Raw genomic sequence first — 26,951 nt, 5'->3', positions numbered from 1 at the left:
AACGGCGCCGGCGCGGTCGGGGCACTCGCGTGGTCAGGAGATCCTGCGGGCGGCGCTCTTCGCCGTCACCGTCGGGAAGCCGCTCCGCTTCGCCGTCACCTGGAAGGTGATCAGGTGGCCGCGGTCCGCGCGGGTCGTCGTGTACGTCGTCCGGGTGGCGCCGGTGATGGGTTTGCCGTCGCGCAGCCAGCGGTAGCTGAAGGTGTGGCCCACCTGTCGCCAGGTGCCCTTGCTGCCGGTGAGCGTGCGGCCGACGCGGGCGGTGCCGGTGAAGGTGGGGCGGACGGTGCAGGCGGCGGCGACGTTGACGGTCTTGCTCACCGGGAGGGCGTCACCCCAGCCGTCCCTGGCGGCATCGACCCGCACGCTGATGCGCCGGCCTGCGTCAGCCGTCGTCAGTTTGTACGTCGTCCCGGTCGCGCCGGCGATCGGCGTGCCGTCGCGCAGCCAGCTCCGGGTGAGCTCGGCGTCGGAGGGTGTCGGGGTCGCGCCCGTGGCGGTGAGCAGGGAGCCCGCCTTCAACGTTCCGCTGATGCTGGCGGCGGTGAGGGTGACGGGCGGAATGACCTTGACGATGGTGGATGCCGTGACAGGGACGGGGTCTGCCAGCTGGTCGTGGATCACCTTGACCTGGATCGGGTACTCGCCCGGCGTGGCCCAGATCGGCTCGACGAGGTCGTCATGGGGATCGGCGATGTCATCGAAGTCCCCGTCGCCGTCGAGTTCCCACGAGAACGTCAGGACGCTGTTGAGCGGGTAGTTGGAGACGGTCGCGCCGATGGAGCTCTTGCGGCCTGCGACAGCGACCGGATTGCCGAGTCCGACCTTGAAGGCAGCTATCACGAGGATCTCCGTCGAGGCCGTCGACGTGATTCCGTTGACGGTGGCTCGAACCGTGATCGTGAAGGTCCCGAGGTCATGCTCCGCCGGGTTCCAGATGATCGCGTTGTTGGTGCCGTCGTCGAACCCGTCCCCGTCGAGGTCCCACTCGTAGAGCACGGGGGGATCGCCCGCAGGCGTCTGGTCGAGCGTCGCGCCGATGAGCACGGGCTTGGCGTCGATCGGAATGAAGGGCGGAGCGTTGACGATCCGCACCTGCGGCGGCGGCTCGTCCTCAGCCGCTGCCGGAGCAGCAACCCCCGCGACGGCGACCACCCCCGCGACGTACGCCCCGATCATCCGACGCATCACACGGCCCCCTCTGCCGGTACGGCCAGGCGGGTCGGTTCGCCTCGCCCGCGCAACATGGTCTCACCGTGCTCGACCCAGCGCTCGGCCTCCATCGACCCCGCTTCCCGCGCCGCCTCGACCGAGTCCCACGCCGCGAGCACGCAGCCGGGGACGTCCTTGGCGAGGTCGGTGATGCGGGAGGCGGAGTTCACGGCGTCGCCGATGACGGTGTACTCGAAGCGCTGCTCGTGGCCGACGTTGCCGGCGACGACCTGGCCGGTCGCGACGCCGACGCCGGCGCCGACCTCGGGCACCTCGACGGCGAGCCGGCTCGCCATCGCCCGCGCGGCGGCGAGCGCGGCGGCGGCGTGGTCGGCGTGCTCGACGGGGGCGCCGAAGATCGCGAGCACCGCGTCGCCGATGAACTTGTTGACCAGTCCGTGGTGGCGGTCGACCTCGTCGACGACGACGCCGAAGAACCGGTTGAGCACGGCGACGACCTCGGTCGGCCCGTGCTGGGTCGCGTACGTCGTCGAGCCGACCAGGTCGACGAAGAGCACCGAGCACACGCGGGTCTCGCCGCCCAGCTCGACCTCTCCGGCGCCGACCGCGGCGGCCGCCGCCGCGACCTCCTGGCCGACGTGGCGGCCGAACAGGTCGCGGATCAGCTCGCGCTCCTGGAGCCCGGTGACCATGTCGTTGAAGCCGGACTGCAGCTGCCCGAGCTCGGTGCCGTCGTACACGACGACGTCGGCGTCGAGGTGGCCCGCCTCGACCTCGCGCATCGCGTCGCGCAGCGACAGCAGGGGCGCGACGACGGCGCGGGCGTTGAGGTCGGTGAGCAGGAAGCCGAAGACGAGCACGATCCCGCAGACGATGATCGTGACGACGGCGAGCTGCTGCAGGGTCGCGTCCTCACCGGCCGGCGTCAGCGCCAGGATCGCGGCGATCATCAGGCCGACGACCGGCGCGCCGGTGCCGAGGATCCAGAAGATCGCCATCCGCGGGCCCACGCCGACGCCGCGCACCTTCTCGGTCACCCGCACGTCGGCGAGCGCCCGCGCCGCGATCGGGCGCAGCGAGAACTCGGTCAGGAGGTAGGACACGCCGGCCACGACGACGGCGCCGATGCCCACGGTCAGTCCGGTGCCGAGGGCGCGCGAGGGCTGCAGGAAGACGGTGAGCAGCGTGAACAGCACCGTCCCGACGCCCCACATCAGCAGCTGCATCGTGGTGAGGGTGAGCGGGACCCGCAGGGCACGCGCCCGCTGGGTGTGGTCGGGGTCGACGCCCGGCTGGGTCGCCCAGCGCAGCGCGCGCAGGGACGTCGTCGTACCCCAGATGGCGCCGACGGCCGCCGCCGTGAAGACGTACGTCGGGATGGCGATCGCCAGCGCGATCACCATCTCCCTGTTCGGGGACGGCGAGGGGATCGCCCAGGTGTTGACGACGAAGACGACGAGCGCGCCGATCAGGTTGGTCGAGACCAGCAGGACGGTCAGCAGGACCTGGATCCGGATGCGGAGCTGGCGGGGCCCCTGGTCGCGCGGGCCGAGCAGCCGGGAGCCGAAGGGGCCCCTCCGGCTGGACAAGGATCCCCGCGGCATGACCGAAGCGTAGTGCCCCGGTTGCCCTCACCTGATTGGATCGACTCCATGACCGGCACCCCCGCGGTCGCCTTCACGGCCGCCGAGATCACCGACGCCTACGCCGTCTTCCACGAGAAGGTCGCCGTGATGGCGGAGACCGGCGACTGGACGGGCTACGCCGACCTGTTCACGCCGGACGCGGAGTACGTCGAGCACGCGATGGGTACCTTCCACGGCCGTGACGAGATCCGGGAGTGGGCGGTGCGGACGATGACGTCGTACCCGGGCCGGGTCATGCCGGGCTTCCCCATCAGCTGGCAGGTCGTCGACGCCGAGCAGGGCCGCCTGGTCTGCGAGGTGCTCAACCCGATGCCGGACCCGGGCGACGGGACGATGCTGACCGAGCCGAACATCACGATCATGACGTACGCCGGCGACGGGCTCTTCTCCCGCGAGGAGGACGTCTACAACCCGCTCCGCTTCCACGCGATGGCCCTGAGGTGGGCGCGCATCGCCGCCGCGCACGGCAAGGCGGACGAGGACGTACTGGTCTGGCTCGACAAGTTCGGAGGCGGCCGGTGACCGGGGCAGCGAAGCGGATCCTGCTGGAGATCCTCGGCTGGGTCCTGCTCCTCGCCGGCATCGCCGCGATGGTGCTGCCCGGTCCCGGGCTGCTGCTGATGGCGGCCGGCCTCGCCGTGCTCTCGCAGCAGTACACCTGGGCCGAGCGGCTGCTCGACCCCGTCCTGCTCCGTGCCCTTCGGGCCGCCGCGGAGGGCGTCGAGACCTGGCCCCGGATCATCGCCTCGACCCTCGGCGCGCTCGGGTTGGGCGCGTTCGGTGCGCTCTGGATCGTCAAGCCCGACGTCCCGTCGTGGTGGCCGATCGACGAGAAGTGGTGGCTCGTGGGCGGACCGTGGACGGGCGTCACGCTCATCCTGTCGTCGCTGATCGCGCTGGGGCTGCTCGTCTACTCCTACCGCCGCTTCCACGGCAAGCCCGAGGCGCGGGCCGCGCTGGAGTCGAAGATCGACGAGGCCGACGACGACGCCCACGAGCAACGCGAGCGGATGCGGCGGCACAAGGAGGAGTCGTGACCTTCCGACGTCCCGAGCCCGGCGACGACCGGAGCATGCGCGAGCGGATGCTCGCGGGCGACTGGTACGTCGCCGACGACGCCGACCTGCTGGAGGCCTACCAGCGCGCGGTCGACCTCACGACGGCGTACAACGCGACGTCCGCCCGGGAGGGTGAGCGTCGTCGCGAGCTGCTCGAGGCGCTGCTCGGCGAGGTGGGCGAGGAGGTCACGATCCGGCCGCCGTTGCAGGTCGACTACGGCACGCAGATCCGGGTCGGTGCCCGTACCTTCGCCAACTTCGGCCTCGTGGCCCTGGACGTCGCGGAGATCGTGATCGGCGACGACGTCCAGATCGGGCCCAACGTCCAGCTGCTGACGCCCATCCACCCGCTCGAGGCGGGTCCCCGCCGGGACAAGTGGGAGGCCGCGAAGCCGATCACGATCGGCGACAACGTCTGGCTCGGCGGCGGTGTGATCGTGTGCCCCGGCGTCACGATCGGGGCGGACACCGTGGTCGGCGCGGGATCGGTCGTCACCAAGGACCTGCCCGCCGGCGTGCTCGCGCTCGGCAACCCGGCCCGGGTGGTGAGGGAGCTCGACCGGTCATGAGCGGGCTCTCCCTGTTCGAGGCGCTCGAGGCCCGGCGTGCGGCGGGCAGCCGGCCCGGGCGACGTGACGACGGGCTCCGGATCGCGCTGGCCATCGAGGGCGGCGGCAACCGCGCCGCCTACTCCGCGGGCATGGCGCTCGCGCTCGACGAGGCCGGCCTGACCGACGCCTTCGACGACGTCTACGGCACCTCCGGCGGCGCGTTGAACGCCGCGTGGCTGCTGACCGGCGAGGCGCAGCGGTGGATGCGCAGCTGGGCCTGGCCCGAGGTCGCGGCCGCCGGCATCACCAACCCGCGGCGGGTCCTGCGCGGCGGACCGCTCATCGACCTCGGCCTGCTCGTCCACCACGTCTACGAGTCGATCACGCCGATGGACTTCGAGGCGATCCTCGCCAACCCGATCGGCTTCCACCCGATGGCGACCGACGCCCGCACCGGCGAGGGGACCGACCTGGCGTCGTACGTCACCGACCGGCGGAGCCTGCAGACCGCGCTGCGCGCCAGCTCGTGCCTGCCGCTGCTGGCGGGCCGTCCGGTGCGCATCGGCGGACGGACGTACGTCGACGGCGGGCTCTCCGAGGGCGTGCCCTACCGCCGGGCGCTGGCCGACGGGGCCACGCACGTGCTCGTGCTGCGCACGCGGCGCTCGGACCAGTACGCCGAGCCGCCGTCGCGGCTGGAGCGGGCCCTGCTGGCGCCGTACTTCCTCCGGCACGGGTGGAAGGCGGGGCGTGCGCACGTCGACCGGCACAAGACCTACGCCGCCGACGACCTCCACCTCGCCGAGTCCAGCGCCGCGCCGGTGGCCACGCTGGTCGAGGTGCGCCCGCCGCTCGGCTCGCCGGACGTGGGCCGGCTGAGCAGCGACCTGGACTCGATCGCGAACGCGATCGAGCGGGGACGGGTGACGATGAACGCCGCGCTGGGTCGTGAGGAATCGGTCGGACCCGACGTCTAGTCTCGGCCCGTCATGACCCTCCACCTCCACCGCGCCGCGCGCACCGACCTGCTCGCCGACGAGCTCGGCACGCTGTTGGCGACCCCGCCGGACGACCCCTTCGCGAGCGAGGTCGTCGTGGTGCCGGCGCGGGGCGTGGAGCGGTGGCTGACCCAGCGGCTCTCGCACCGGCTCGGCACGGGCCCGCGCGGGGGCGACGGCGTGTGCGCCGGTGTCGACTTCCTGCAGCCGGCCTCGCTCGTCGGGCTGCTGCTCGGTCGCGCGGCCGACGACCCGTGGCACCCCGACCGGCTGGTCTGGCCGCTGCTGGCGACCATCGACGACAGCGTCGGCCAGCCGTGGTGCGCGACCCTGTCGACCCACCTCGGGCACGGCATCGGTGGCGAGGAGGGCGAGCTGCGCCGGAGCCGGCGGTGGTCGGTCGCCCGGCGCTTGGCGGAGCTCTTCTCGTCGTACGCCGTCCAGCGGCCCGCGCTCGTCACCGACTGGCGCGAGGGCCGCGACACCGACGGTGCCGGAGGCGCGCTGGCGCCCGACCTCGTCTGGGAGGCGGAGCTGTGGCGGCGGCTGCTCGCCCGGATGGCCGCGGCCGGTCACGACGAGGCGCCCGACCAGCGCCACGCCCGGGTCTGCGCGGCCCTGCGCGCCGGAGAGCTCGACGGCCTCGAGCTGCCCGACCGGCTCTCGCTCTTCGGCCACACCCGGCTGCCCGAGACGGAGATCGACCTGCTGGTCGCCCTCGCCACCCACCGCGACGTCCACCTCTGGCTGGCCCAGCCGTCGGCCGCCCTGTGGGACGCCGTCGTGGCGGACGGCGCCGAGGTGCGCCGCCGGTCCGAGGCGACGTCGGCCGGGCTGGCGGGCCACCCGCTGCTCGCCTCGCTCGGCCGCGACTCCCGCGAGCTGGCGACCGTGCTGGGCGCCCGGGTCGCCGCGGGCGAGGCGGTCGACGCGGGCGCGGCCCCGGAGCCGGCCACGCCCGACACGCTGCTCGGCTGGCTGCAGGGCGACCTGCGGGCCAACGCGGCTCCCGGTGCGGACACCCGCGCGGCGAGGCTGACCGGCGACGACGACCGCAGCATCCAGGTCCACGCCTGCCACGGCGCGGCCCGCCAGATCGACGTGCTGCGCGAGGTGCTGGTCGGTCTGCTGGAGGACGACCCGACGCTCGAGCCGCGCGACATCGTCGTGATGTGTCCCGACATCGAGACCTACGCCCCGCTCATCTCCGCCGGCTTCGGCCTCGGGGAGCTGATCGCCGACGACGAGTCCGGTGACGGGCTGCACCCGGCCCACCAGCTGCGCGTCCGACTCGCCGACCGGGCCGCCAGCAGCACCAACCCGCTGCTCTCGGTGGCGGTCGCGCTCGTCGAGCTGGCCGGCGGCCGGGCGACCGCGTCGCAGGTGATCGACCTGCTGTCGCGGCCGCTGTGCCGGCGGCGGTTCGGGTTCAGCGACGACGACCTGGCCCGGATCACCCGCTGGGTCGCGGAGGCCGGTGTGCGCTGGGGGATCGACGGCACGCAGCGGGCGGCGTACGCGATGGAGGGCTTCGAGCACAACACCTGGCGGGCCGGGCTCGACCGGCTGCTCCTGGGCGTCGCGATGAGCGGCGACGACCACCGCAGCCTCGGCCGCGGGCTCCCGGTCGATGACATCGCGAGTGGCGAGATCGAGCTGGTCGGTCGGCTCGGCGAGGCCGTCACCCGGCTCGGCGCCTGTCTGACCGCTCTCGACGCGGCGCAGGCGGCGGGCGACTGGTTCGACGCGGTGGCGACCGGCGTGCGCGACCTGTGCGAGGTCGACACCGACGACGCGTGGCAGCTGCCGCAGTTCGAGCGCGAGCTCGCCCGGGCCCGGGCCAGCGCGGAGCAGAGCGCGACCGACGTCCCCCTCCGGTTGGCGGACGTGCGTGCGCTGCTCCAGGCCCGGCTGGCGGGGCGCCCCACCCGCGCCAACTTCCGCACCGGCACCCTCACCGTCTGCACCATGGTCCCGATGCGCTCGGTGCCGCACCGCGTCGTGTGCCTGGTCGGCCTCGACGACGGCGTCTTCCCCCGCGCCACCGGGGTCGACGGCGACGACGTGCTCGGCCGCGACCCGCTCGTCGGCGAGCGCGACCGCCGGGGCGAGGACCGGCAGCTGCTGCTCGACGCGATCCTCGCGGCGGGGGAGCGGCTGGTGGTCACCTACACCGGCGCGACCGAGCACACGGGAGCGGAGCGGCCGCCCGCCGTACCCCTCGGGGAGCTGGTCGACGCCCTCGACCGCACGGCGGCGGCGCCCGTGCGCGACCACGTCGTGGTGCGCCACCCGCTGCAGTCGTACGACGTGCGCAATCACGCGCCGGGCGAGCTCGGCACCCGCGGGCCGTTCAGCTTCGACCGCGCCTCCCTCGCGGGAGCCCGGGCGTCGGTGCGCGAGCGCACCCCGGCCCCGCCGTTCCTCGACGGCGCGCTGCCGCCCGCGCCGGTGGCCGACGTGACCCTCGCCGACCTGGTGGCCTTCGTGCACCGCCCTGCCCGGACCTTCCTGCGCAGCCGCCTCGACGTGGCGACCCCGTTCGAGCCCGACCAGGTCGCCGACGCGATCCCGGTGTCCCTCAACGGGCTGGAGGTCTGGCAGATCGGCGACCGCCTGCTGCGTGAGGTGCTCGCGGCCGACGACCCGGGCGCGACAGCGCAAGCGGTGATGACCGCCGAGCAGCTGCGCGGCACGCTCCCACCCTTCGACCTGGGCCGCGGCGAGCTGACCAAGGTCGTCCAGGAGTGCCAGGAGCTGTTCACCCGCAGCGCCCAGGTCCGCACCGCCGCCCCGCGCACGATCGACGTCGACGTCGACCTCGGTGACGGCCGCCGGCTGACCGGCACCGTGCCGCGCGTCCACGGCAACCAGGTCGTGTCGCTGTCGTACTCCCGGCTCAAGCCGAAGCAGCGGCTCGCCTCCTGGCTCGAAGTGCTCGCCCTGTCGGCGGCCCACCCCGACGAGAGCTGGACCGGTCACGCCATCGCCCGCTCGAAGGCGGGGCCGCAGCGTGCCCTCGTCGGCCCGCTCGACCACCGGGCGGCGCAGTGGCTGCGCTCCGTCGTCGACCTGTACGACGCCGGCCGCGCCCGCCCGCTGCCGATGCCCCTCGACACGGCGTACGCCTGGGCGGACGCCCACGCGAAGCAGCTGCGCGGCATGGACGTCGACCCGGCCGAGGCCGCGGCGAAGGCCTGGGCGACCGACCCCTACAACGACTGGGGCATCAAGGGCGAGGACGACGACCCGGCCCACCGCCGGATCTGGGGCGCCGGTGCGGCGGTCGAGGTCCTGCTCGAGGCCGGGCTGCCGGAGGTGGCGTGGCAGCTGTGGGAGCCGCTGCTCGGCGGCGCGGAGAGGGTGGCGCAGCTGTGAGTGAATCACTCCCCCCGTTCGACATCCGCGGCCCGCTGCCGACCGGCACCACCCTGCTCGAGGCCAGCGCCGGCACGGGCAAGACCTGGACCATCGGGGCCCTGGTGACCCGCTATGTCGCCGAGGAGGGCGTGCCCCTCGAGCAGCTGCTCGTCGTGACGTTCGGTCGTGCGGCCAGCCAGGAGCTGCGCGAGCAGGTGCGCCACCAGCTCGTCGAGGCCGAGCGCGCGCTCGCCGACGACGCCGTCCCCGACCCCGCGGCGACCGACGTCATCCAGCTGCTGCTCGACTGCCCGCCCGACGTCCGGCGCCTCCGCCACGCGCGGGTCGCCCAGGCGCTGGCCGACTTCGACGCCGCGACGATCGCGACGATCCACCAGTTCTGCTCGCTGGTCCTCGACTCGCTCGGTGTCGCGGGCGACACCGACGCCCGGGCCCGGCTGGTGGAGGACCTCGACGACCTGCTGGTCGAGGTCGTCGACGACCTCTACCTCCGTGCGTTCGCGCACCAGCCCGACGGCTCGGCGCCCGTCTTCCAGCACAGCGAGGCGATGGCGATCGCCCGCACGGTCGTCAACGACCCCCAGGCGTGGCTGGTCCCCGACGACCTGCCCCGCGAGGACCCGGCCGGTCGCCGGGTGGCCTTCGCCAGCGCCGTCCGCGCCGAGCTCGACCGGCGCAAGCGCCGCCTCGGCGTGCTGTCGTACGACGACCTGCTCAGCCAGCTCGCCACGGCGCTCGAGCCCGACGATTCCCCGGCGCGGGTGCGGATGCGCGAGCGCTGGAGGATCGTGCTCGTCGACGAGTTCCAGGACACCGACCCCGTGCAGTGGCAGGTCTTCGACCGCGCCTTCTCCGGCCACTCCACGATGGTGCTGATCGGCGACCCGAAGCAGGCGATCTACGCCTTCCGCGGGGGAGACGTGACGACCTACCTCACCGCGTCCGGGACGGCCACGACCCGCCAGACGCTGGGGGTCAACCGCCGCAGCGACGCCGGCCTGCTCGCCGGCTTCCAGGCGCTGCTGGAGGGAGCCGAGCTGGGCGACGCGCGGATCGTCGTGCGCGAGGTGACCGCCCACCACCAGGAGTCGCGGTTGGCGGGGGCGCCGAGGCCGGCGCCGTTCCGGGTGCGGGTCGTGCGACGGGAGACCTTCGGCCGGCGCGGCTCCACGGCCCTGCCCGTCGGCAAGGTGCGCCCCCACATCGCCCGGGACCTCGCCCACGACATCCGCGACCTCGTCACGAGCGAGGCGACCTTCGAGGGGCGCCGGCTGCGGCCCAGCGACGTCGCGGTGATCTGCTACCGCCACGCCGACCTGTCCGCGGCCCGCGCCGCGCTGCTCGAGGTGGGCGTCCCGGCGGTGATCGCCGGCGGCGGGAGCGTGTTCGCGACCCCGGCGGCCGGCGAGTGGCTCTCGCTGCTGGAGGCGCTGGAGCAGCCGCACCGGACCCCGCGGGTGCGCGCCGCCGCGCTCACCTGCTTCCTCGGCGTCGACGCCGCCGGGCTCGACCGCGGCGGCGACGACCTGACCGACGAGCTCGGCGACCGGCTGCGGTCGTGGTCGGAGGCGCTGGCCCGCCGCGGCGTGGCCGCCGTCGTCGAGGCGGCCGTGTCCGGCGGCATGCCGGAGCGGCTGCTCGCCCGGGTGGGCGGCGAGCGCACGCTGACCGACATCCGTCACATCGGCGAGGTGCTGCACGAGGTCGCGCAGCGCGAGCAGATGGGTGCGGTCGCCCTGCTGGCGTGGCTGCGCGAGCAGGTCGTCGAGGCTCGCGACGGCCGCGGTGCCGAGCGGACCCGGCGACTCGACTCCGACGCGGCCGCCGTCCAGCTGGTCACGATCCACGCGAGCAAGGGCCTGCAGTACCCCGTCGTCTACCTCCCCGCCCTCGCCGACCGCCACGTCGGCAAGCCGCAGCGGCCGCTCTTCCACGACGCCGAGGGCCGGCGCTGCATCGACGTCGGCGGCTCGGGCCCCGACTGGGGCGACCACGTGCGCCGGTGGGCCGACGAGGAGGCCGGCGAGTGGCTGCGGCTGCTCTACGTCGCGCTGACCCGCGCGCAGAGCCAGGTCGTCGCGTGGTGGGCGCCGACCCGCAACGCGGAGGCGTCGCCCCTGCACCGGCTGCTGATGCGCCGGCCGGCGGCCGACGGCAAGGGGATGGAGCCCACGGTCCCGCCGGCGCCGGCCGTCCCCGACGAGGACACCGTCACCAGCCTGTTCGCCGCCTGGCGCGACCGCGGTGGTCCGTCGCCGGAGATGGCCGTGACTGCCGACCACGCGGGTGCGTTCGTGCCGCCCGAGGTGCCCGAGCTGGGCGCGCGGTCGTTCACGCGGGCGGTCGACACGGAGTGGCGGCGTACCTCCTACTCGGCGTTGAGCAAGGTCGACGTCGCCGCGACCCACGGGCAGCCGGGGGTGGCGAGCGAGCCCGAGGTGGCGGTCAAGGACGACGAGGACCTCTCTCCGGCGGTTGAGGTGCGAGGCGCGCCAGCGCCGAGCCTCGAAACCCCGGATGCACTGCCGTCGCCGATGGCCGACCTGCCCGTGGGCGCCACCTTCGGCTCCCTCGTGCACGCGGTGCTCGAGCACGCCGACCCGGGCGCCGACGACCTGCGCGCCGAGCTGCTCGCCCACATCGACGACCAGCTGACCTGGTGGCCGGTCGAGCTCGACCGCGAGGTCCTCGCCGACGCGCTCGTCGCGGTCCTCGACTCGCCGCTCGGCCCGCTGATGGACGGCGCCACCCTGCGCCGGATCGGCGCCCGCGACCGGCTCTGCGAGCTCGACTTCGAACTGCCGCTGGCCGGCGGCGACACGGGTCTGGCGCAGGACGACACGGTGCTGCTCGGCGACATCGCGACGCTGCTGCGCCGGCACCTGCCCGCGGACGACCCGGTCCGCGCCTACGCCGACGCGCTCGACAACCCGCTGCTCGGGGGCCAGGTGCTGCGCGGCTACCTGACGGGGTCGGTCGACGTCGTGCTGCGGGTCCCGGGCGCCGACGCCGTCCGCTACGTCATCGTCGACTACAAGACGAACTGGCTGGGCCCGATGGACGCCCCGCTCACCGCCGCCTCCTACGACAAGGCTGCCCTCGAGGACGCGATGGGCCACTCCGACTACCCCCTCCAGGCGCTCCTGTACGCCGTCGTGCTGCACCGTTTCCTGCGCTGGCGCCAGCCCGGCTACGACCCGGAGCGGCACTTCGGCGGCGTCGCCTACCTCTACCTGCGCGGCATGTGCGGACCGGGGACGCCGGTCGTCGACGGTTCCCCCGCCGGGGTGTTCACCTGGCGCCCACCCGCGACGCTGGTGGCCGAGCTGTCCGACCTGCTGGACGGGGTGCGACCGTGACCGATCTCTTCGAGGCCACCTCGCCGCACGACCCGCGGGTCGCCCGCGGGGCCGACGGGCTGCTCGCCGCCTTCAACGCCGCGGGGGTGGTCGACGCCGCCGACGTCCGTGTCGCCGAGCGGGTCGCCGCGCTGGGCGGCGAGGACGACGACCGCGTCCGGCTGGCCGTGGCGCTGGCGGTGCGGTCGGTGCGCGGCGGCTCGGTCGGGCTCGACCTCGAGGCGCTGCCCGACCTCAGCCAGGTCGTCGAGGAGGTCGGGCAGCGACCGTCACGGGACGCCCTTGCCTGGCCCGACCCGGCGGAGTGGGCGGCGGCGCTCGCGGCCTCGCCCCTCGTCGCGGCCGGCGTGGTCCACCACGAGCTCGGCCTCGTCTACCTCGACCGCTACCACCGCCTGGAGCGGCAGGTCGCCGACGACCTCCGGGCTCGCACCGCGCTCGGGCCGCCGCAGGTCGACGAGGCGGTGCTGGCCACCACGCTGGAGCGGGTGTCGGGGGAGCACCTGAGCGCGGAGCAGTCCGCGGCCGTCGTACACGCGGCGCGGCACCGGACGACCGTGCTCACCGGCGGTCCCGGCACCGGCAAGACCACGACGGTGGCGCGGGTGGTGCTGGCGCTGGCCGACCAGTTCGCGCCCCTCCACGAGCGGCGGATGTCGATCGCGCTCGCCGCGCCGACCGGCAAGGCGGCGACCCGCCTGCAGGAGGCCGTGGCGGAGGAGCTGGCGGCCCTGGGTGCGCTGGGCGACGGGCCCGGGCAGGTCGCGACGCCGGACTCGATGACCTTGCACCGGCTGCTCGGCTGGCGGCCCGACAACACGACCCGCTTCGCGCACAACCGGTCCAACCGGCTCAAGCACGACCTGATCGTGGTCGACGAGGCGTCGATGGTCGACCTGACGATGATGGCCCGGCTGCTGGAGGCGGTGCGGCCGGAGAGCCGGCTGGTGCTCGTCGGCGACCCGCGCCAGCTGACCTCGGTCGGCGCCGGCGCAGTGCTGTCCGACCTGGTCGCCGGCTTCGCCGGGCACCCGGACTCACCGGTCGTCGCCCTCACCGAGAACCACCGCTCCACCGAGCAGATCAAGGCGCTCGCGCTCGCGCTGCGCGACGACGGACCCGACGCGGCCGACGGCGTCCTCGCGGCGCTGCGGGCGGGCACGGGCGAGGTCGAGTACGTCGAGACCGACGACCCCGTCACCGCGCTGCGCGCCCGGATCACGACCGCCGCCCTCGACGTCCGCACCGCCGCGGTCGACGCCGGACCGGCCGCCGCGATCGCCGCCCTCGAGCGCTTCCGCCTGCTCTGCGCCCACCGCGAGGGTCCCTACGGCGTGCAGGTGTGGAACCGCCACGCCGAGCAGTGGCTCGCCGCCGAGCTCGGCGCGCCGCTGGGCTCGGCCTGGTACCCCGGCCGCCCGCTCCTCGTCACCTCCAACGACTACGCCCTCGACGTCTACAACGGCGAGACCGGCGTGGTCGTCCCGGACGCCTCCGGCCGTCCCCGCGCCTGGATCGCCGGCGCCGGCGCGCCCCGCCCGTTCGCCCCGGCCCGCCTCGGCGCGATCGAGACCATGCACGCGATGACCATCCACAAGAGCCAGGGCAGCCAGGCCGACGAGGTCGTGGTCCTGCTGCCCGACGCCGACTCGCGCCTGCTCACCCGCGAGCTCTTCTACACGGCGGTCACCCGTGCGAAGGAGCGTGTCGTCGTGGTCGGCTCGGAGGCCGCCGTACGCGCCGCCGTGGACACCACCGCCCAGCGCGCCACCGGCCTCCGCCAGCGACTCTCGTGAGGCGCGAAGTGTGCGGTTTTCTCCGCCGAGGTGTGAGGGTTTCTCCACCGAGGTGTGGGTACCGCCCCGGCACGCCCAACGCGTGGGCGCGCAACGATCACGAAACGCACGCGGGTTAGGGTCGAGGTCATGCCGTTCCTGCTGCGAGTGCTGCTGCCCGACGTCCCCGGTTCGCTGGGTCGCGTCGCGACGGCCATCGGTATGGCGGGCGGCGACATCGAGGCGATCGAGATCGTCGAGAAGCGCGACGACGGCACGGCCGTCGACGACGTGCTGCTCGAGGTCGCGCACGGGATGATGCCGGACTCGGTGGTCTCGGCGTGCAGCGCGCTCGACGGGGTCGAGGTGCTGTGGATCAGCCGCTACCCCGCGGGCGGCAACCTGGTCATGGACCTGGAGGCGGTCGAGGAGCTCACCGCGTCGCCCGCGCAGGCCTTCGACAAGCTGGTCGACCTGCTGCCCGCGACCTTCCGCGTCGACTGGGCCGCGCGCGTGCACCGCGCGAAGGGCGTCGTCTACGGCACGAGCGCCGCGCCCGAGGAGTTCGAGTTCGTGGAGATCGAGAGCCCGACCCGGCTCGAGTCGCCCGACGACGAGGTCACGTTGTTCGCGGCGAGCCGCCTCGACGGCAATGAGATCGTCGTCATCGGCCGCCGCGGCGGGCCCGACTACGCCGACTCCGAGATCGCCCGGCTCGGCCACCTGTGTGGCCTCGCCGTGACGATCGCGAACAGCTGACCCGCCGCGCCGACTGCTGGCTCAGGCCGCCTCGACCGGCTCCAGCACGAACACCGGGATCTCCCGGTCCGTCTTCTCCTGGTACGACGCATAGGTCGGCCAGGTCGCGACGGCGTGCGCCCACCACTTGTTCCGCTCGTCGCCCTCGGCGATCCGCGCCCGGTAGGGCTTGGGCTCCGGTCCGTCCTGCAGGTCGACGACGGGGTGCTCCACGAAGTTGGCGTACCAGCTCGGGTTGTCCGGCGCGCCGCCCTTGGACGCGATCGCGACGTACACGCCGTCCTTCTCGACCCGCATGACGGGGTTCTTGCGGAGCTTGCCGGACTTCGCGCCGACGCTCGTGATCACGACGATCGGGTCCTTGCCGCCCTGGAGGGTGTTCGCCTCCCGGCCGCCGGAGGCCTCGTACGCCGCGACCTGGTCGCGGACCCACTTCTGACTGCTCGGCTCGTACTCACCTTGAAGTGCCATGACCTCCACAAGACCACGCGGATCGGCGCTATTCCAGCGAGCGCCCGGCCTCAGACCGCCAGCGCGTGGTCGATCTCCCGGTCCAGCGCCGCCTTCGGGCGTGCGCCGCGCAGCTCGTGCACGGGCTCGCCGTCGCGGAAGACGATCATCGTCGGCAACCCCATGACGCGGTAGCGGGCCGAGGTGACGGGGTTCTCGTCGCTGTTCAGCTTCACGACGCGTAGCGCTCCGGCGCGCTCGTCGGCGATGCTCGCGAGCACGGGCGCGACCTGGTGGCACGGACCGCACCACTGCGCCCAGAACTCCACCAGCACCGGCTGGTCGGACGCGAGCACCTCGTGCTCGAAGTCGGCGTCGGTGATCTCCTGCAGGGTCATCTCGTCTCCTGGGTGTCGGGTTCGGTGGTGTCGGGGGTGTAGCTCTCGGCGTCGTGCAGCAGCCCGGACAGCTCGCCGCGCAGCCGGCGCAGCTCCTCGATGCGCTGGTCGATCTCGGCGATGCGCAGCCGGTAGGCGTCGAGGGACGCCGGGCAGACGTCCGCGCGGTCGTTGCCCGCGCGGAGGCACTCGACGAAGGGCACCGTCTCGTCGGCGGTCAGCCCCAGGGAGAGCAGCGCGCGGATCTCCCGGACGACGAGGACGTCGGCGGCGTCGTACTCGCGGTAGCCGTTGGGCGCCCGGTCGGGCGTGATCAGGCCGCGCGACTCGTAGTAGCGCACCGCCTTGACGCTGACGCCGGCCTGCTCGGCGAGGTCCTTGATGAGCACGCGTACGACGGTAGACCTTGCCCCTGGGGTCAAGGTCAAGGCTCGATCTCGGCAGCCGCTAGCGTTCGGTCCATGAGTGCGATCGAGGGCGTGAGCGAGACGTTCGACCCCACCCAGTGGGTGGAGGTCCCCGGGTTCGAGGACCTGACCGACCTGACCTACCACCGGGCGCGCGCGCACGGCACCGTCCGGATCGCGTTCGACCGGCCTGACGTGCTCAACGCCTTCCGGCCGCACACCGTCGACGAGCTGCTGCGCACCCTCGAGCACGCGCGCCAGTCCGCCGACGTCGGCTGCGTGATCCTCACCGGCAACGGCCCGAGCGCCAAGAACGGCAAGTGGGCCTTCTGTACCGGCGGCGACCAGCGCATCCGCGGCCGGGCCGGCTACCAGTACGAGGACAAGGAGATCGGCTCCGGCGACACCGGCGCCGAGGAGCCGAGCGCGATCGACAAGGCGAAGCTCGCGCGGCTGCACATCCTGGAGTGCCAGCGGCTGATCCGGTTCATGCCGAAGGTCGTGCTGTGCGTCGTACCGGGGTGGGCGGCCGGCGGCGGCCACAGCCTCTTCGTCACCTGCGACCTCGCCCTCGCCTCGAAGGAGCACGCCCGCTTCAAGCAGACCGACGCGGACGTGGGCTCCTTCGACGGCGGCTACGGCTCGGCGTACCTCGCCCGTCAGGTCGGCCAGAAGTTCGCCCGCGAGATCTTCTTCCTCGGTCAGACGTACGACGCCGACGACGCCGTCCGCATGGGTGCGGCCAACCGCTCGGTGCCCCACGCCGAGCTCGAGGCCACCGCGCTCGAGTGGGGCCGCCTGATCAACGGCAAGAGCCCGACCGCGCAGCGGATGCTCAAGTACTCCTTCAACCTGCTCGACGACGGCCTCGTCGGCCAGCAGCTGTTCGCCGGCGAGACCACCCGGCTGGCCTACATGACGGACGAGGCGCAGGAGGGGCGGGACCAGTTCCTGGAGAAGCGGGAGCCGGACTGGTCGCCGTACCCCTGGTACTACTGACGCCCCGCCCTGATCAGTAGTTGAGGACGCTCAGGACGAGGAGCGCGGCCGCCAGGGCTCCGAGCACGAGGGCGGGAGCCATCTCCTTCGGCCCGTCCTTCACGCGCAGGTGGGCGACCACCGCTCCGACCAGCAGGAGCAGGAGGCCGAGGGCGGCGAGGATGCGGAGCAGAGGAACCGCGGCCCCGGCGACCAGTCCCGCCGCGCCGGCGAGCTCCAGCGCACCGATGGCCCGGTACGCGTCGACGCCGAGACCGACGTGTGCGGCTCGGGCCCGCATCGACGGGACGGCGGCGAGCTTCGCGGCGCCGATGGCAGTGAAGGGCACCGCGAGGAGGGCGGTGAGGACGGCCGTGGTGTTCATGACTTCTCCTTGTGGCTCGAAGCGCTGTCGCGGGCGAGGGCGCGGAGCCGGCCGACCGGCACCTTGCGGCCGAAGGCGACGGCGGTCGTCCGCTGTCCGGGTCGGTCCCAGCGCAGGATGGCGTCGCCCGCCTGGACGTCCCCGTCCACCGACGCGGGCGCACCGGTGAGCGGAAGAGGGCCGGCGACCTTGATGGAGAGCCCGAGGATCTCCGTCCAGAAGTAGTCGTCGGTCGGCCGCAGCGGGCTGTCCTGCCCGAGCATGGAGGCAGCGGCGACCTTGCCCTGCGCGACCGCATTGGACCAGAACGGCGCGCGGCTGCCGCTGCAGCCCGCGGAGGGGCTGAGGCGGGCGACGTCTCCCGCGGCGAACACGCCGGGCACCGAGGTCGAGCAGCGCTCGTCGATCGCGATGCCCGCAGGATCTGCCAGCGGAGTGCCGGACAGCCATCCGACCGCGGGGAGGTCGCCGGCGCACGTGACGACGAGGTCCGCCGTCAGCGTGTCCCCGTCCGGCAGTGTCACCCCGCGGACCGGGGTTCCGGCAAGCTCGACGGGGCCGGAGACCTGGCGGGTCCGGACTCCTCGGGCCGCCGCGTGGGCCGCAAGGCGGTCCGAGAGGTACGAGCCGAGCAGCCGGCGCAGCGGGGGCTCGGTGTCGATGACGGTGACGTCCAGTCCCCTCGCGGCGGCCGCGCTGGCCACCTCCATGCCGAGGAAGCCGGCGCCGATGACGATGACCGACGCAGCGTGGTCCATCCGTTCCCGGATCGCGCGTGCGTCCGCGAGGGTGCGCAGCACGAGCTCGCCGCGCTGGTCCGGGGTCGCCAGTCGTCGCGCCGTCGCGCCGGTCGCGACGAGCAGGGCGTCGTACGGCACGGCTCGTCCGTCGTCGGTCGTCACGACCCGGCCGGGGGCGTCCAGTGCGACGGCGGGGGAGCGGACGTGCCGGAGGTCGAGGTCCGCGCACGGGTAGGAGAGCCCGGTCTCGCCTGAAGCGTCCTTCAACACGGCCTTGGACAGCGGCGGCCGTGCATACGCGCCCTCGGGCTCGCTCCCGATGATGGTCACGGTCCCGTCGTACCCCTGGGCGCGGAGCTCGCGAGCGGCGGTCAGGCCGGCGATCGACTCGCCGACGATCACCACGGCTCCGGGCCGAGTCACGAGGTCTCCCGCAGCGCGGCGACCGGGCACGACGCGATGGCCGCTCGCGCTGGCGCCTGCTGGTCAGCGGGGACGTCGGAACCCTCTGCGTGATAGGTCAGCTCGGCGTCGTCATCGAGGCTGAAGAGCTGCGGTGCCTGTTCGGCGCAGAGGCCGTGGCCCTCGCACCGGTCGTACTCGACGTGGATCCTCATGGTGGTCACCCTGCGGGGATCAGCTCGAGCGGGAGGTGCTCGAGGCGGTGGATGATGTTGTTGACGGCCCAGGTCGGCTCTCCGGTGAGCCGGATCTGCTCCACCCGGTCGAGCAGGTGCCCGAGGATGGACCGGATCTCCAGCCGGGCCAGGCCCTGCCCGGCGCATCCGTGCGTGCCGTGGCCGAACCCGAGCTGGTGGCTCGCTTCGCGGGTGATGTCGAACGTTGCCGGATCGGTCCACGCCGACTCGTCCCGGTTGGCAGAGGCGTACATGACGAGGACCCGGCTGCCCGCGGGCAGGTCGGTGCCGGCGAGGGAGGTGTCCTCGGCGAGCTGGCGGCCGAAGGCCCGCAGCGGCGACTCCAGCCGGACGACCTCGTTGATCGCGTTCGACAGCAGGCCGCGGTCGGCACGCAGGGCCTGCCACTGGTCGGGGTGCTGCGCGAACAGGTACAGCGCGCTGGCGATGGCGCTGAGGGTGGTGTCGATCGACGGTGCCAGGTAGTCGACCAGCAGCTTGGGGCAGCCGGATGCGTCCAGGCGCCCTTCGTCGACGGCCTTCAGGAGGTCCGCCCCGAGGCTGCCTTCCTGCAGGGTGCGCTGCTGGGCGACGGTGCGTGCGTAGCGCAGCATCTGCAGGGTCGGCTGGATGCTGCGGACCGACTGCCCGTTGATCGGGCCCAGCGCGTCGAAGGTTGCGGCACCCCACGCCAGGAGGCGGTCCCTGCCCTCCTCCGGCCACCCGATCAGGTCGGGGACGATCGACATGGGCAGCGCCATCGCCAGCTCCTCGACGCCGTCCACGTGCCGGCGCTGGACGGCGTCGGCGACGACGAGCCCGGCCTGCTCGTCGACCTGCTCCTGCAGCGCCCGGAGGGCACGGGGGGTGAGCCGGTGCGCCACGAGGCTGCGCCGCTCGGCGTGCTCGGCGCCGTCGCTGTTCAGGGTCGTGCCGCGCGAGAAGCGGTTCGAGATCGGGTTGAGCCCCACGCCCCGGCCCGACACGAAGGTCGTGTCGTCGAGCAGGACGGTCTTGCACTCGGCGTAGCGGGGGAGTGCGTACACCTTGTGTCGCTGGAGCCAGACCACGGGGCCCAGCGAGCGCAGGCGCTGGTAGTGGGGATAGGGATGCAGGATCGCCGAGCGCGAGTAGAGGTTTCCGGTGTCCGTCGGTACGGGCCTGTGCGGCATGGGTGCTCTCCTCCGTGGCTGCTGGTGCGTGACGAGTGTCAACCGCGCATCCCCCGCGCCAGAAGGGCATCACGCTGTAGATTGCTGGCGTGACCATGCATGACGCACAGTGCGAGCGAGGCTCGGCGTGACGTCCCGGTCGTTGGCCAGGGAGTGGGATCCGCCGCCGCCCGCCATCGCCACCCTCCTGCGGCGAGCCGTCGAGGTCATGCTCGAGGAGGCCGACGAGCTCCTGGCGGCCATCGACGCGGCGAGCTTCGAGGTCAACCGGGAGCTGCTCGAGCTCGCGCCGGGGCTGGGTGATGCGCTGCGCGCTGCCGGACGGTCGAACGTGATGGTGTGGGCGCTGGCCAACATGCGCAAGCCCGGCCTGCCGGTGCCCGCGAACCTCAGCCCGGAGAACCTCGACTTCGCCAGGGACGTGGTCCGGCACGGCTTCGACGAGACGATCCTGAGCGGGTTCCGCACCGGGCAGAACCTCGCGCTGCGCACGGCGACCGATGTCGCGTTCCGCGTGACCGACGACCACGAGGCACTGCACGAGCTCCTCGTGCTGATGTCCCAGTCCATCTTCGCCTACGTCGAGGACACCCTCGAGGGCATCACCGCGACGATCCGCGCCGACCGGGCGCAGCTGCGCGACGCGGCGAGCGCCGCGCGGGCCGAGGCCGTGGCGCTGATCCTCGAAGGCGCCCCGATCTCCGAGCGTCGCGCCACGCAGCTCCTCGGGTACGACGTCGAGCGTGCCCACGCCGCCGCGATCGTCTGGTCCGACGAGGCCGTGACGGATGGCGCTATCGAGTCGGTCACGAACGACCTCGCCCGGATGTCCGGCGCCGCCCGTCCGCTGACCCTTCGCGTCGCGCCGTCGACGGCGTGGGTCTGGCTCTCGGGCGGCGCGTCGTCCGGCGTCTCGGAGCGCCTGCAACCGATGGACGGGATACGGGTGGCGCTCGGACGCCCGGCTGCGGGGCTCGCCGGGTTCCGCAAGAGCCACCAGGAGGCCGCCGCCACCCAGCGGCTGGCCCGCCGCCTGCCCCTGCGGAGCTCGCTGACGTCGTACGACGAGGTCGAGGTCCTGGCCCTCGCGAGCGCCAACGAGGACCAGGCCCGCGACTTCGTCGCGCGGACCCTCGGCCCGCTCGCCGACGCTCCGGCGGAGGTGCGCGCCACGCTGCGGACCTACCTCCGCCAGGAGTGCAACCTGAGCCGGACCGCTCAGCTGGAGTTCGCCCACCGCAACACGGTCGCCGCGCGGCTCGAGCGCGCTCGCGACCTCCTGCCGCAGCCGCTCGCGGACCGCACGCTCGAGGTGTCCCTCGCGCTCGAGATCGCCCGGATCCTGGTGGCCTGAGTGCGGCGAGGCGTGGCCGATGTGCCCGGCCCCCACGCCCGTGGCCACTATCCGGAAATCTCCCCCAGCTTCCTGAGCGACTTGTGGAGCGCCGCGCTCAGGGCGTTCTTGAAGACGATGCCCATGGGGCCGTCGATCATCCCGCCGTCGACACTGGTGACGAGGTCGACGCGGGTGCCGCCGTCGCCGGGGATCAGGCGGATCGTGAGGGCCAGCTCGACCCGGGCCCGCGTGACCCCGCTCATGCGCACGGACCGCTGCGGATCGACCTCCTCGAAGGTCCAGTCGATGCTGATCGGCATGTTCATCGCCGTCGCGGACGCTGTCGCCTTGGCGCCCGCGACCGCTACCGGCGGAGGATCGCTCTTCCAGGACTTGTGAATGGTGAGCCACTCGGCCCACCGCGGCGGCTCGCTGATGAAGGGCCACAGCTGCCCCGGATCCGCAGGGACGGTGGCGCTGGCTTCGACGGTTCGCATTCTTCTTCTCCTTGGTGTGGGTGGGACGTGCTCATGGCGAGCAGTCGGGGGCCGCGCGGGTGGGCGGGATCCTTGCAAGGCTCCAGGTCGCCGACGCGGCCACCGCTGCGACAGCGAGACTGAATCCGATGCCGGCCGGTTGCAGACCCACGACCTGGGCAGCGAGGCCCTCGCCGAGGATCGGGGCCGAGATCGCGACGTAGGCGACCACGAACAGGCTGGACGTGATCTCGCTGCGTTGATGTGCGGGCGCTGCGTCCTGGAGCAGCGCGACGGACGTCCGGAAGGTGATGCCCTGGCCGGTGCCGGCGAGCAGGACCGCCACCAGCAGGGGGGTGAGATCCGTCGTGGCGACGGCAACGGCCAGCGCGAGTGAGCCGAGGGTCAGCGCGGTGCCCGCGGCCCGAGGCGCGCGCGTGCCCAGGAGCGGTGCGACGACCTGTCCGAAGGTCGATGCGCCGAAAAGCGCTCCGACGACCAGTCCAGCCAGGGCAGGGTTCGGGAGCTGGAGCAGTTGCGCGAGGAAGAGCGGCACCACGGCCGTGAACAGCCCGAGCATGGCGAATCCGGCGAAGACCGCAACTGCCGAGCGTGCGAAGACGAGTCTCGCGCTGCGTGGCACGGAAAGCCGGGCTCCCCAGCGGAAGCCGCTTCCCCCGACGGGCTCCCTCGGGCGGGGGATCGCCCAGATGCCGGCTGCGGCCATGGTGAGAAGCCCCAGGTGGACGACGTAGGTCAGCTGCAGTGGGTGGTGGGCGTACTGCGCCAGGAGGCCCGCGACGACGGGACCCGCGCCCAGTCCTCCCATGTTTGCTGCGGTGGCGACCAGGACGGCGCGCTCCCTGTCCTGCGCCAGCGCGACGATCGCGGCGGTTGCGGTTCCGGTGAAGACGCCAGCCGAGAGACCTGACAGCAGGCGGGCCGCGATCAGCACCTCGAAGCTGTCGGCGAGGAGGAATGCGACTGAGCTCGCGGCAGCGCAGGCCAGGCCCGGCAGCAGCGTGCGGCGGTACCCGATCGCGTCGGACGCGCGTCCGAAGAGGAGGAGCGCGAGGAGCACTCCGGCGGCGTAGGCCGCGAAGATGACGGTGACCGCGAGCGTCGACAGGCCGAGCTGACGCTGGTAGAGGACGTACAACGGCGTCGGCAGCGTCGTCCCGAGCATCGTCGCCGCGAACGCGGCGGCGACCAGCCAGGGCGCGATCGTCGGCCGCGGTGTGCGATCGCGCCGGACCTCGTGGCGGGCGCCCATGGGAACTCCTCGTCAGCCGGCCGCCCGGCAGGTCGGCCTTCCTGTTGATAACGGATACGTTGTAACCGTTATTGTGTCGGTGGTCAAGCCGACCCATACTGGGCAGGTGTCCGACCTCCGTCACGCTTCCGCGGCTGCCGGCCCTCGACGCTCGCCCGGACGGCCGCCCGTGCCGCGGGAGGACATCGTGGCGGCAGCCCTCGCCATCGTCGACGACGAGGGCCTCGACGCGCTCTCCCTGCGTGCCCTGGCGCAACGCCTCGGCTCCGGCACGGCCACCCTGTACCGACACTTCGAGGGAAGGTCCGAACTGCTCGCCGAGGTCGCGGACCGGGTGCTGGGCGAGGTCCGCGTGGACGCCGATGCGGTGGCGGAGGGCTGGGAGGACGCGTGTCGTGAGCTGGCTCGCGCCCTCTTCCGCGTGCTGTGCAGGCATCGCAACGCCGCCCCGCTGCTGGCGCAGCGCATCCCGCTCGGTCCGCACGCGATGGTCCAGCGCGAGCGTGCGCTCGCACTGCTGCTCGAGCGCGGGTTCTCCCGTGAGCTCGCGGTCGGTGCCTACACCACGATCTCCAGGCACGTCCTCGGCTACGCCATGCAGCTGGGCGGGTCGACCGCGCCGGACCGGGATCGGGAGGCCGCGGAGGTCTCTGCGCAGATCGACTCGCTCGATGGACGGCGGTTCCCCGCCACTGCGACGGTCGCCGACCTGATGCCGGTGCCGATCGAGACGGAGTTCGAGTTCGGCCTCGACCTGATCATCGAGGGCCTCGCCGTGCTTCGGGGTCGCGAGGAGACCGCCTGACAGGCTGTCGCCCCGGCGGTCTGCGACACCAGGGTTGACCTCCGTCGCCTATAACGGATACGGTGTATCCGTTATAGGGTTTCGGCGGATCTGAGGTGCGTTGTGACAGCCAGGAGACTCCTGCGCGGGGGAACCGTGCTGAGCATGGACCCGGTCGTGGGTGACCTTGAGTCCGGGGACGTGCTGATCGATGACGGCGTCATCGTGGAGGTCGGATCGGGCATCCCGGCGGCTGAGGCCGAGGTCATCGACTGTGCCGGCAAGATCGTCCTGCCCGGCTTCGTCAACTCCCACCACCACATGTTCCAGACCGCATTGCGCAACTACTGGTCGGATGCGTTGGACATGGACTACTTCCTCCAGTCGCGGACGGGCGAGGATGCGCTGTTCCACCAGTACGCGCCCGCCGACGTGTACTGGGGGGAGCTGGGGGGAGCCCTCGAGAACCTCGCGGCCGGGACCACCACCGTGGTCGACACCTCGCAGTGCTCCTACACACCGGAGCACACGGATGCGGCGCTCGAGGGCATCCGGCGCTCGGGGATCCGGGCGGTCTTCAGCTACTCGCCGGTGTTCGGCGACCATGAGGTGGATGACCGGTACAGCCACCCCGACGACATCCGGCGCCTGCTCGGGGCCGCAGGCTCGGACCTGATCCGGCTGGCCCTGGGCTATCACGTCGACGAGGACCTCTTCCGCCTCGCCCGGGATCTGGTCCTGCCCGTCTTCGCGCACGTCAACGACGCGAGCTTCGGCCGGCTGCTCGAGGAGTTCGAGGAGGACGGCCTGCTCGGAGCGCACCTGACGTACATCCACTGCCTCGGGCTCGATGCCTCCACCTGGCAGGCGATCTCCCGTACCGGTGGGAAGGTCTCCGCGTCGTGCATCGCCGAGCAGACCCTGGCCATGGGGCCGCCTGCGCTCAACGATGCTGTCGACCACGGGGTGACCGTGGGCCTCGGCACCGACGCGGTCAGCATCGGGCCGGTCGACTTCTTCTCCCAGATGCGCGCGGCGTACGCGCTGCACCGCGGTGGGCGAGCCGACGTCGCCTCGAGCCGCGGGGTGGATGTCGGGCGCGACGGGAGGTTGCTGTCGCCCCGGGACATCCTCGAGATGGCCACGATCGGTGGCGCGCGGGCCGCTCAGGTCGACGACCTCGTCGGTTCGCTGACCCCGGCAAGCGCGCGGACGTGCTCGTCCTGAACGGCCGCGCACTCAATGCCGGGCCGGTCCTCCATGCCCCCGGCGCCGTGCTGAACATGGACACCAGCAACGTCGAGACGGTTCTCGTCGACGGGCGGACGGTCAAGGCCGACGGGCAGCTCGTGGGTGTCGACGTCCGCCACGTCGTGGAGCGGCTGACCGAGTCCGCCGAGGGCCTGTTGGCCCGCGCCGGTGCGCGCTCCGTCGTACTCACGTCCTGCCGGCCCTAGTGCACCCGTCCGCACGGGACCGGGCATGCCCATTTAATGGATACGGAGTAACCACAATGGAGTACATGGACGAGACCTCGGCACTCGTCGAGCTCGACGGCATGAAGGTGCACCTCCGCAGAACGGGTCAAGGGCCCACGCTGCTGCTGCTCCACGGCAGCGGCTCGTCGCTGCACATCTTCGATGCAGCAGTGGCGATCCTCGCCCGCGACTTCGACGTCGTCCGGGTCGACCTGCCGGGGTTCGGCGTGACGGGCCCGCGCCCCGACCGCGACTACTCCGTCGGCGCCTATGTGTCCTTCCTCGATCGCTTCGCTGATGCGGTGGGCCTCGAGCGCTTCGTGCTCGCCGGGCACTCCTTCGGCGGACAGGTCGCATGGACCTATGCGCTCTCCCATCCGGGCCGGCTCACCGGCCTCGTCCTGATGAACGCCACGGGATATCCCGACAAGTCGGTGCCGCTGGTCCTGCGACTGGCGCGCCATCCCCTGACGCGCCCGCTCGTCCGCCACCTCGGGTCGCCTGCCGCGACGCGCAGGAGCCTGGTCCGCCTCGCCGGACCCGGTTCGTCGGTCATGGACGACGCCATGGTCGACCGCGTCCACGCCTTCACGTCGGGCGCGGACGCCAGGCAGGCCCTCATCGACTTCGCCGGCACCGAGCAGCCCGACCGGTCTCGCGAGCTCGTCGATATCTCGACCCCGACGCTCGTCCTGAGGAGCGACCTCGTCGACGGCCAGCACTTCGGCCGGGACATCCCGGGGTGCCGAGAAGTCCTCCTGCCCGACGTCGGTCACCTGATGCCCGCAGAGGCGCCTCACGTCATCAGTGGCGCGATCACGAGGTTCTCCCGAGATCTCGACGAGCAGGAGCAGTGATGCGGTACTTTGTCGCCCGGGGAGAGACGGCGCGGCTCGATGCGTCGGCGAGGCGCGGACGTCGCGGGGACTTCGTGGTCCTGTCCGACGGCGTGACCCATTACGAGCTCGCGGGACCGGAGCCGGGGCCCACGGTCGTCTTCGTGCCCGGACTGACCATCCCACTCGACTTCTGGGACGGCGTGGTCGGCGAGCTCCACGATCGCGGCCTGCGCACCCTCACCTACAGCGCCTATGGCCGCGGCATGTCCGACAGGGTGCGCGGCCGCTACGGTCGCGAGCTGTTCGTGCGCCAGCTCGACGATCTGGTCCGGCACCTGGAGCTGGCGCCCCAGCATCTGGTGGCCTCGTCCATGGGTGCCCTGATCGCCCTCGCGTACGCCGGTTCCGCGGACGCATCCGTAGCGTCGCTGGTGCTCAGCGGCCCGGCAGGCCTGGCTGCCGAACGCAATCCGATCTCCCTGCTCCCCGACCGCGGTCCGGTGCTCCCGCTGATCGGCAAGAACCTGCTGCGCCGAAACCTGTTGCGCCACCTCGCGCGCAATGTCGAGTCCGCGGAGGATGCGTCGCGGCTGCGGCAGCTGGTCCTGGACGGCTTCCAGTACGAGGGCTCGATGTACGCGTTGACCTCGACCCTGAAGCATTTTCCCCTCACGGACCAGCATGCCCTCTTCGACAGCGCCCGGCGGGCACTGCCGCCCACGATGCTGGTCTGGGGAGGCAACGATCGGGTGACCCCGCCGACCGGGCTCGCGCCGGCCGTCGAGCTGCTGAGGCCGGCGCGTGCGGAGTACCTCCCTGACTGCGGCCACATGGCGCCCTTCGAGCGACCCCTCGAGTTCGCCGGCCTGCTGACCACCTTCCTCACGGAGCTCTGAG

The 26,951-nt window shown here is 72.9% G+C and carries 26 protein-coding genes; 15 read left to right on the top strand and 11 right to left on the bottom strand.

Translation table 11 applies throughout. The features are described 5' to 3' along the window. Positions 1–33 precede the first annotated feature (33 nt). Positions 34–1,188 (bottom strand): hypothetical protein, encoded by a 1,155-nt coding sequence (locus BJ993_RS07880; RefSeq protein WP_179648332.1) that lies wholly within the window; start codon positions 1,186–1,188, stop codon positions 34–36. Then, positions 1,188–2,777 (bottom strand): adenylate/guanylate cyclase domain-containing protein, encoded by a 1,590-nt coding sequence (locus BJ993_RS07875; RefSeq protein WP_036549181.1) that lies wholly within the window; start codon positions 2,775–2,777, stop codon positions 1,188–1,190. The genes BJ993_RS07880 and BJ993_RS07875 overlap by 1 nt, the downstream gene beginning before the upstream one ends. A gap of 48 nt (positions 2,778–2,825) precedes the next feature. On the opposite strand from BJ993_RS07875, the gene BJ993_RS07870 reads away from it, so the two are divergent. The 8 genes from BJ993_RS07870 (at position 2,826) to BJ993_RS07835 (ending at position 14,700) form a co-directional block, all read left to right on the top strand. Next, positions 2,826–3,341, top strand: coding sequence for a nuclear transport factor 2 family protein (locus BJ993_RS07870; RefSeq protein WP_179648331.1), 516 nt, complete (start codon positions 2,826–2,828; stop codon positions 3,339–3,341). Continuing rightward, complete coding sequence (locus BJ993_RS07865) at positions 3,338–3,856, top strand: PGPGW domain-containing protein (RefSeq protein ID WP_036549175.1); 519 nt, start codon at positions 3,338–3,340, stop codon at positions 3,854–3,856. Before BJ993_RS07870 ends, BJ993_RS07865 begins: the two co-directional genes overlap by 4 nt. Then, positions 3,853–4,446, top strand: coding sequence for a sugar O-acetyltransferase (locus tag BJ993_RS07860; RefSeq protein ID WP_308645514.1), 594 nt, complete (start codon positions 3,853–3,855; stop codon positions 4,444–4,446). The genes BJ993_RS07865 and BJ993_RS07860 overlap by 4 nt, the downstream gene beginning before the upstream one ends. Then, a complete protein-coding gene (locus BJ993_RS07855; protein WP_036549173.1) occupies positions 4,443–5,405 on the top strand; it encodes a patatin-like phospholipase family protein in 963 nt (320 codons plus the stop codon). Before BJ993_RS07860 ends, BJ993_RS07855 begins: the two co-directional genes overlap by 4 nt. Before the next feature lie 12 nt (positions 5,406–5,417). Then, positions 5,418–8,804, top strand: coding sequence for an exodeoxyribonuclease V subunit gamma (gene recC / locus BJ993_RS07850; protein ID WP_179648330.1), 3,387 nt, complete (start codon positions 5,418–5,420; stop codon positions 8,802–8,804). Beyond that, entirely contained in the window at positions 8,801–12,166 is a 3,366-nt protein-coding gene (locus tag BJ993_RS07845) for a UvrD-helicase domain-containing protein (protein ID WP_308645513.1), read from the top strand. The genes recC and BJ993_RS07845 overlap by 4 nt, the downstream gene beginning before the upstream one ends. Beyond that, positions 12,163–13,962: an exodeoxyribonuclease V subunit alpha gene (gene recD, locus BJ993_RS07840; protein WP_179648329.1), complete on the top strand. Its 1,800-nt coding sequence runs from the start codon at positions 12,163–12,165 to the stop codon at positions 13,960–13,962. Before BJ993_RS07845 ends, recD begins: the two co-directional genes overlap by 4 nt. Positions 13,963–14,091: 129 nt before the next feature. Then, the gene (locus BJ993_RS07835; protein ID WP_036549163.1) at positions 14,092–14,700 is read left to right on the top strand and encodes an ACT domain-containing protein; all 609 of its coding nucleotides are present in this window, start codon (positions 14,092–14,094) and stop codon (positions 14,698–14,700) included. A gap of 21 nt (positions 14,701–14,721) precedes the next feature. Here BJ993_RS07835 and BJ993_RS07830 read toward each other — a convergent pair whose 3' ends face one another. From BJ993_RS07830 to BJ993_RS07820, 3 genes are read right to left on the bottom strand one after another with little or no spacing between them, the layout of a single operon-like run. Next, on the bottom strand, positions 14,722–15,171 hold the full coding sequence (locus tag BJ993_RS07830; protein WP_036549707.1) for a nitroreductase family deazaflavin-dependent oxidoreductase: 450 nt from the start codon (positions 15,169–15,171) through the stop codon (positions 14,722–14,724). A 50-nt stretch (positions 15,172–15,221) separates the two neighbouring features. Then, positions 15,222–15,548: a thioredoxin gene (trxA, locus tag BJ993_RS07825; RefSeq protein ID WP_306457097.1), complete on the bottom strand. Its 327-nt coding sequence runs from the start codon at positions 15,546–15,548 to the stop codon at positions 15,222–15,224. Next, a complete protein-coding gene (locus tag BJ993_RS07820) occupies positions 15,545–15,937 on the bottom strand; it encodes a MerR family transcriptional regulator (RefSeq protein WP_179648328.1) in 393 nt (130 codons plus the stop codon). Before BJ993_RS07820 ends, trxA begins: the two co-directional genes overlap by 4 nt. A 72-nt stretch (positions 15,938–16,009) precedes the next feature. Between BJ993_RS07820 and BJ993_RS07815 the strand changes: the two genes are divergently transcribed. Beyond that, the gene (locus BJ993_RS07815) at positions 16,010–16,954 is read left to right on the top strand and encodes a 1,4-dihydroxy-2-naphthoyl-CoA synthase (RefSeq protein WP_179648327.1); all 945 of its coding nucleotides are present in this window, start codon (positions 16,010–16,012) and stop codon (positions 16,952–16,954) included. Positions 16,955–16,967: 13 nt separating this feature from the next. Here BJ993_RS07815 and BJ993_RS07810 read toward each other — a convergent pair whose 3' ends face one another. The 4 genes from BJ993_RS07810 to BJ993_RS07795 are packed head-to-tail and all read right to left on the bottom strand — an operon-like array spanning position 16,968 to position 19,868. Next, entirely contained in the window at positions 16,968–17,318 is a 351-nt protein-coding gene (locus BJ993_RS07810; protein ID WP_179648326.1) for a DoxX family protein, read from the bottom strand. Continuing rightward, positions 17,315–18,481 carry an NAD(P)/FAD-dependent oxidoreductase gene (locus BJ993_RS07805; protein ID WP_179648325.1) on the bottom strand — a complete coding sequence of 389 codons (1,167 nt, stop codon included), beginning with the start codon at positions 18,479–18,481 and terminating at the stop codon, positions 17,315–17,317. The genes BJ993_RS07810 and BJ993_RS07805 overlap by 4 nt, the downstream gene beginning before the upstream one ends. After that, the gene (locus tag BJ993_RS07800) at positions 18,478–18,675 is read right to left on the bottom strand and encodes a ferredoxin (RefSeq protein WP_179648324.1); all 198 of its coding nucleotides are present in this window, start codon (positions 18,673–18,675) and stop codon (positions 18,478–18,480) included. Before BJ993_RS07800 ends, BJ993_RS07805 begins: the two co-directional genes overlap by 4 nt. 5 nt (positions 18,676–18,680) lie before the next feature. Continuing rightward, positions 18,681–19,868 carry a cytochrome P450 gene (locus BJ993_RS07795; RefSeq protein WP_179648323.1) on the bottom strand — a complete coding sequence of 396 codons (1,188 nt, stop codon included), beginning with the start codon at positions 19,866–19,868 and terminating at the stop codon, positions 18,681–18,683. A 127-nt stretch (positions 19,869–19,995) separates the two neighbouring features. Between BJ993_RS07795 and BJ993_RS07790 the strand changes: the two genes are divergently transcribed. Then, the gene (locus BJ993_RS07790) at positions 19,996–21,222 is read left to right on the top strand and encodes a PucR family transcriptional regulator (RefSeq protein WP_179648322.1); all 1,227 of its coding nucleotides are present in this window, start codon (positions 19,996–19,998) and stop codon (positions 21,220–21,222) included. Positions 21,223–21,269: 47 nt separating this feature from the next. On the opposite strand, the gene BJ993_RS07785 is transcribed toward BJ993_RS07790, so the two are convergent. Then, positions 21,270–21,701, bottom strand: coding sequence for a type II toxin-antitoxin system Rv0910 family toxin (locus BJ993_RS07785; RefSeq protein ID WP_179648321.1), 432 nt, complete (start codon positions 21,699–21,701; stop codon positions 21,270–21,272). Positions 21,702–21,732: 31 nt separating this feature from the next. Next, positions 21,733–22,953, bottom strand: coding sequence for an MFS transporter (locus BJ993_RS07780; protein WP_179648320.1), 1,221 nt, complete (start codon positions 22,951–22,953; stop codon positions 21,733–21,735). A 187-nt stretch (positions 22,954–23,140) separates the two neighbouring features. On the opposite strand from BJ993_RS07780, the gene BJ993_RS07775 reads away from it, so the two are divergent. From BJ993_RS07775 to BJ993_RS07760, 5 genes are all read left to right on the top strand, one after another. Next, positions 23,141–23,758, top strand: a complete 618-nt coding sequence (locus tag BJ993_RS07775; protein WP_218864635.1) for a TetR/AcrR family transcriptional regulator — start codon at positions 23,141–23,143, stop codon at positions 23,756–23,758. 144 nt (positions 23,759–23,902) lie between these two features. Beyond that, positions 23,903–24,964, top strand: coding sequence for an amidohydrolase family protein (locus BJ993_RS07770; RefSeq protein ID WP_218864634.1), 1,062 nt, complete (start codon positions 23,903–23,905; stop codon positions 24,962–24,964). Next, on the top strand, positions 24,952–25,194 hold the full coding sequence (locus BJ993_RS25345) for a hypothetical protein (protein ID WP_218864633.1): 243 nt from the start codon (positions 24,952–24,954) through the stop codon (positions 25,192–25,194). The genes BJ993_RS07770 and BJ993_RS25345 overlap by 13 nt, the downstream gene beginning before the upstream one ends. Before the next feature lie 65 nt (positions 25,195–25,259). Further along, positions 25,260–26,072, top strand: coding sequence for an alpha/beta fold hydrolase (locus tag BJ993_RS07765; protein WP_218864632.1), 813 nt, complete (start codon positions 25,260–25,262; stop codon positions 26,070–26,072). 74 nt (positions 26,073–26,146) lie between these two features. Continuing rightward, complete coding sequence (locus BJ993_RS07760) at positions 26,147–26,950, top strand: alpha/beta fold hydrolase (RefSeq protein WP_218864631.1); 804 nt, start codon at positions 26,147–26,149, stop codon at positions 26,948–26,950. Position 26,951: the final 1 nt, after the last annotated feature.

Origin of the sequence: Nocardioides aromaticivorans (genome assembly GCF_013408525.1) — a bacterium.
GTDB classification, from domain to species: Bacteria; Actinomycetota; Actinomycetes; order Propionibacteriales; family Nocardioidaceae; genus Nocardioides; species Nocardioides aromaticivorans.
This window is presented reverse-complemented; position numbering and strand designations above follow the sequence as displayed.

Coding starts and splice junctions, on each gene's coding strand:
- BJ993_RS07880 (WP_179648332.1), bottom strand. CDS start 1,188: ATGCGTCGGATGATCGGGGCGTACGTCGCGGGGGTGGTCGCCGTCGCG.
- BJ993_RS07875 (WP_036549181.1), bottom strand. CDS start 2,777: ATGCCGCGGGGATCCTTGTCCAGCCGGAGGGGCCCCTTCGGCTCCCGG.
- BJ993_RS07870 (WP_179648331.1), top strand. CDS start 2,826: ATGACCGGCACCCCCGCGGTCGCCTTCACGGCCGCCGAGATCACCGAC.
- BJ993_RS07855 (WP_036549173.1), top strand. CDS start 4,443: ATGAGCGGGCTCTCCCTGTTCGAGGCGCTCGAGGCCCGGCGTGCGGCG.
- recC (WP_179648330.1), top strand. CDS start 5,418: ATGACCCTCCACCTCCACCGCGCCGCGCGCACCGACCTGCTCGCCGAC.
- BJ993_RS07835 (WP_036549163.1), top strand. CDS start 14,092: ATGCCGTTCCTGCTGCGAGTGCTGCTGCCCGACGTCCCCGGTTCGCTG.
- BJ993_RS07830 (WP_036549707.1), bottom strand. CDS start 15,171: ATGGCACTTCAAGGTGAGTACGAGCCGAGCAGTCAGAAGTGGGTCCGC.
- trxA (WP_306457097.1), bottom strand. CDS start 15,548: ATGACCCTGCAGGAGATCACCGACGCCGACTTCGAGCACGAGGTGCTC.
- BJ993_RS07815 (WP_179648327.1), top strand. CDS start 16,010: ATGAGTGCGATCGAGGGCGTGAGCGAGACGTTCGACCCCACCCAGTGG.
- BJ993_RS07810 (WP_179648326.1), bottom strand. CDS start 17,318: ATGAACACCACGGCCGTCCTCACCGCCCTCCTCGCGGTGCCCTTCACT.
- BJ993_RS07800 (WP_179648324.1), bottom strand. CDS start 18,675: ATGAGGATCCACGTCGAGTACGACCGGTGCGAGGGCCACGGCCTCTGC.
- BJ993_RS07795 (WP_179648323.1), bottom strand. CDS start 19,868: ATGCCGCACAGGCCCGTACCGACGGACACCGGAAACCTCTACTCGCGC.
- BJ993_RS07785 (WP_179648321.1), bottom strand. CDS start 21,701: ATGCGAACCGTCGAAGCCAGCGCCACCGTCCCTGCGGATCCGGGGCAG.
- BJ993_RS07780 (WP_179648320.1), bottom strand. CDS start 22,953: ATGGGCGCCCGCCACGAGGTCCGGCGCGATCGCACACCGCGGCCGACG.
- BJ993_RS07770 (WP_218864634.1), top strand. CDS start 23,903: ATGGACCCGGTCGTGGGTGACCTTGAGTCCGGGGACGTGCTGATCGAT.
- BJ993_RS07765 (WP_218864632.1), top strand. CDS start 25,260: ATGGACGAGACCTCGGCACTCGTCGAGCTCGACGGCATGAAGGTGCAC.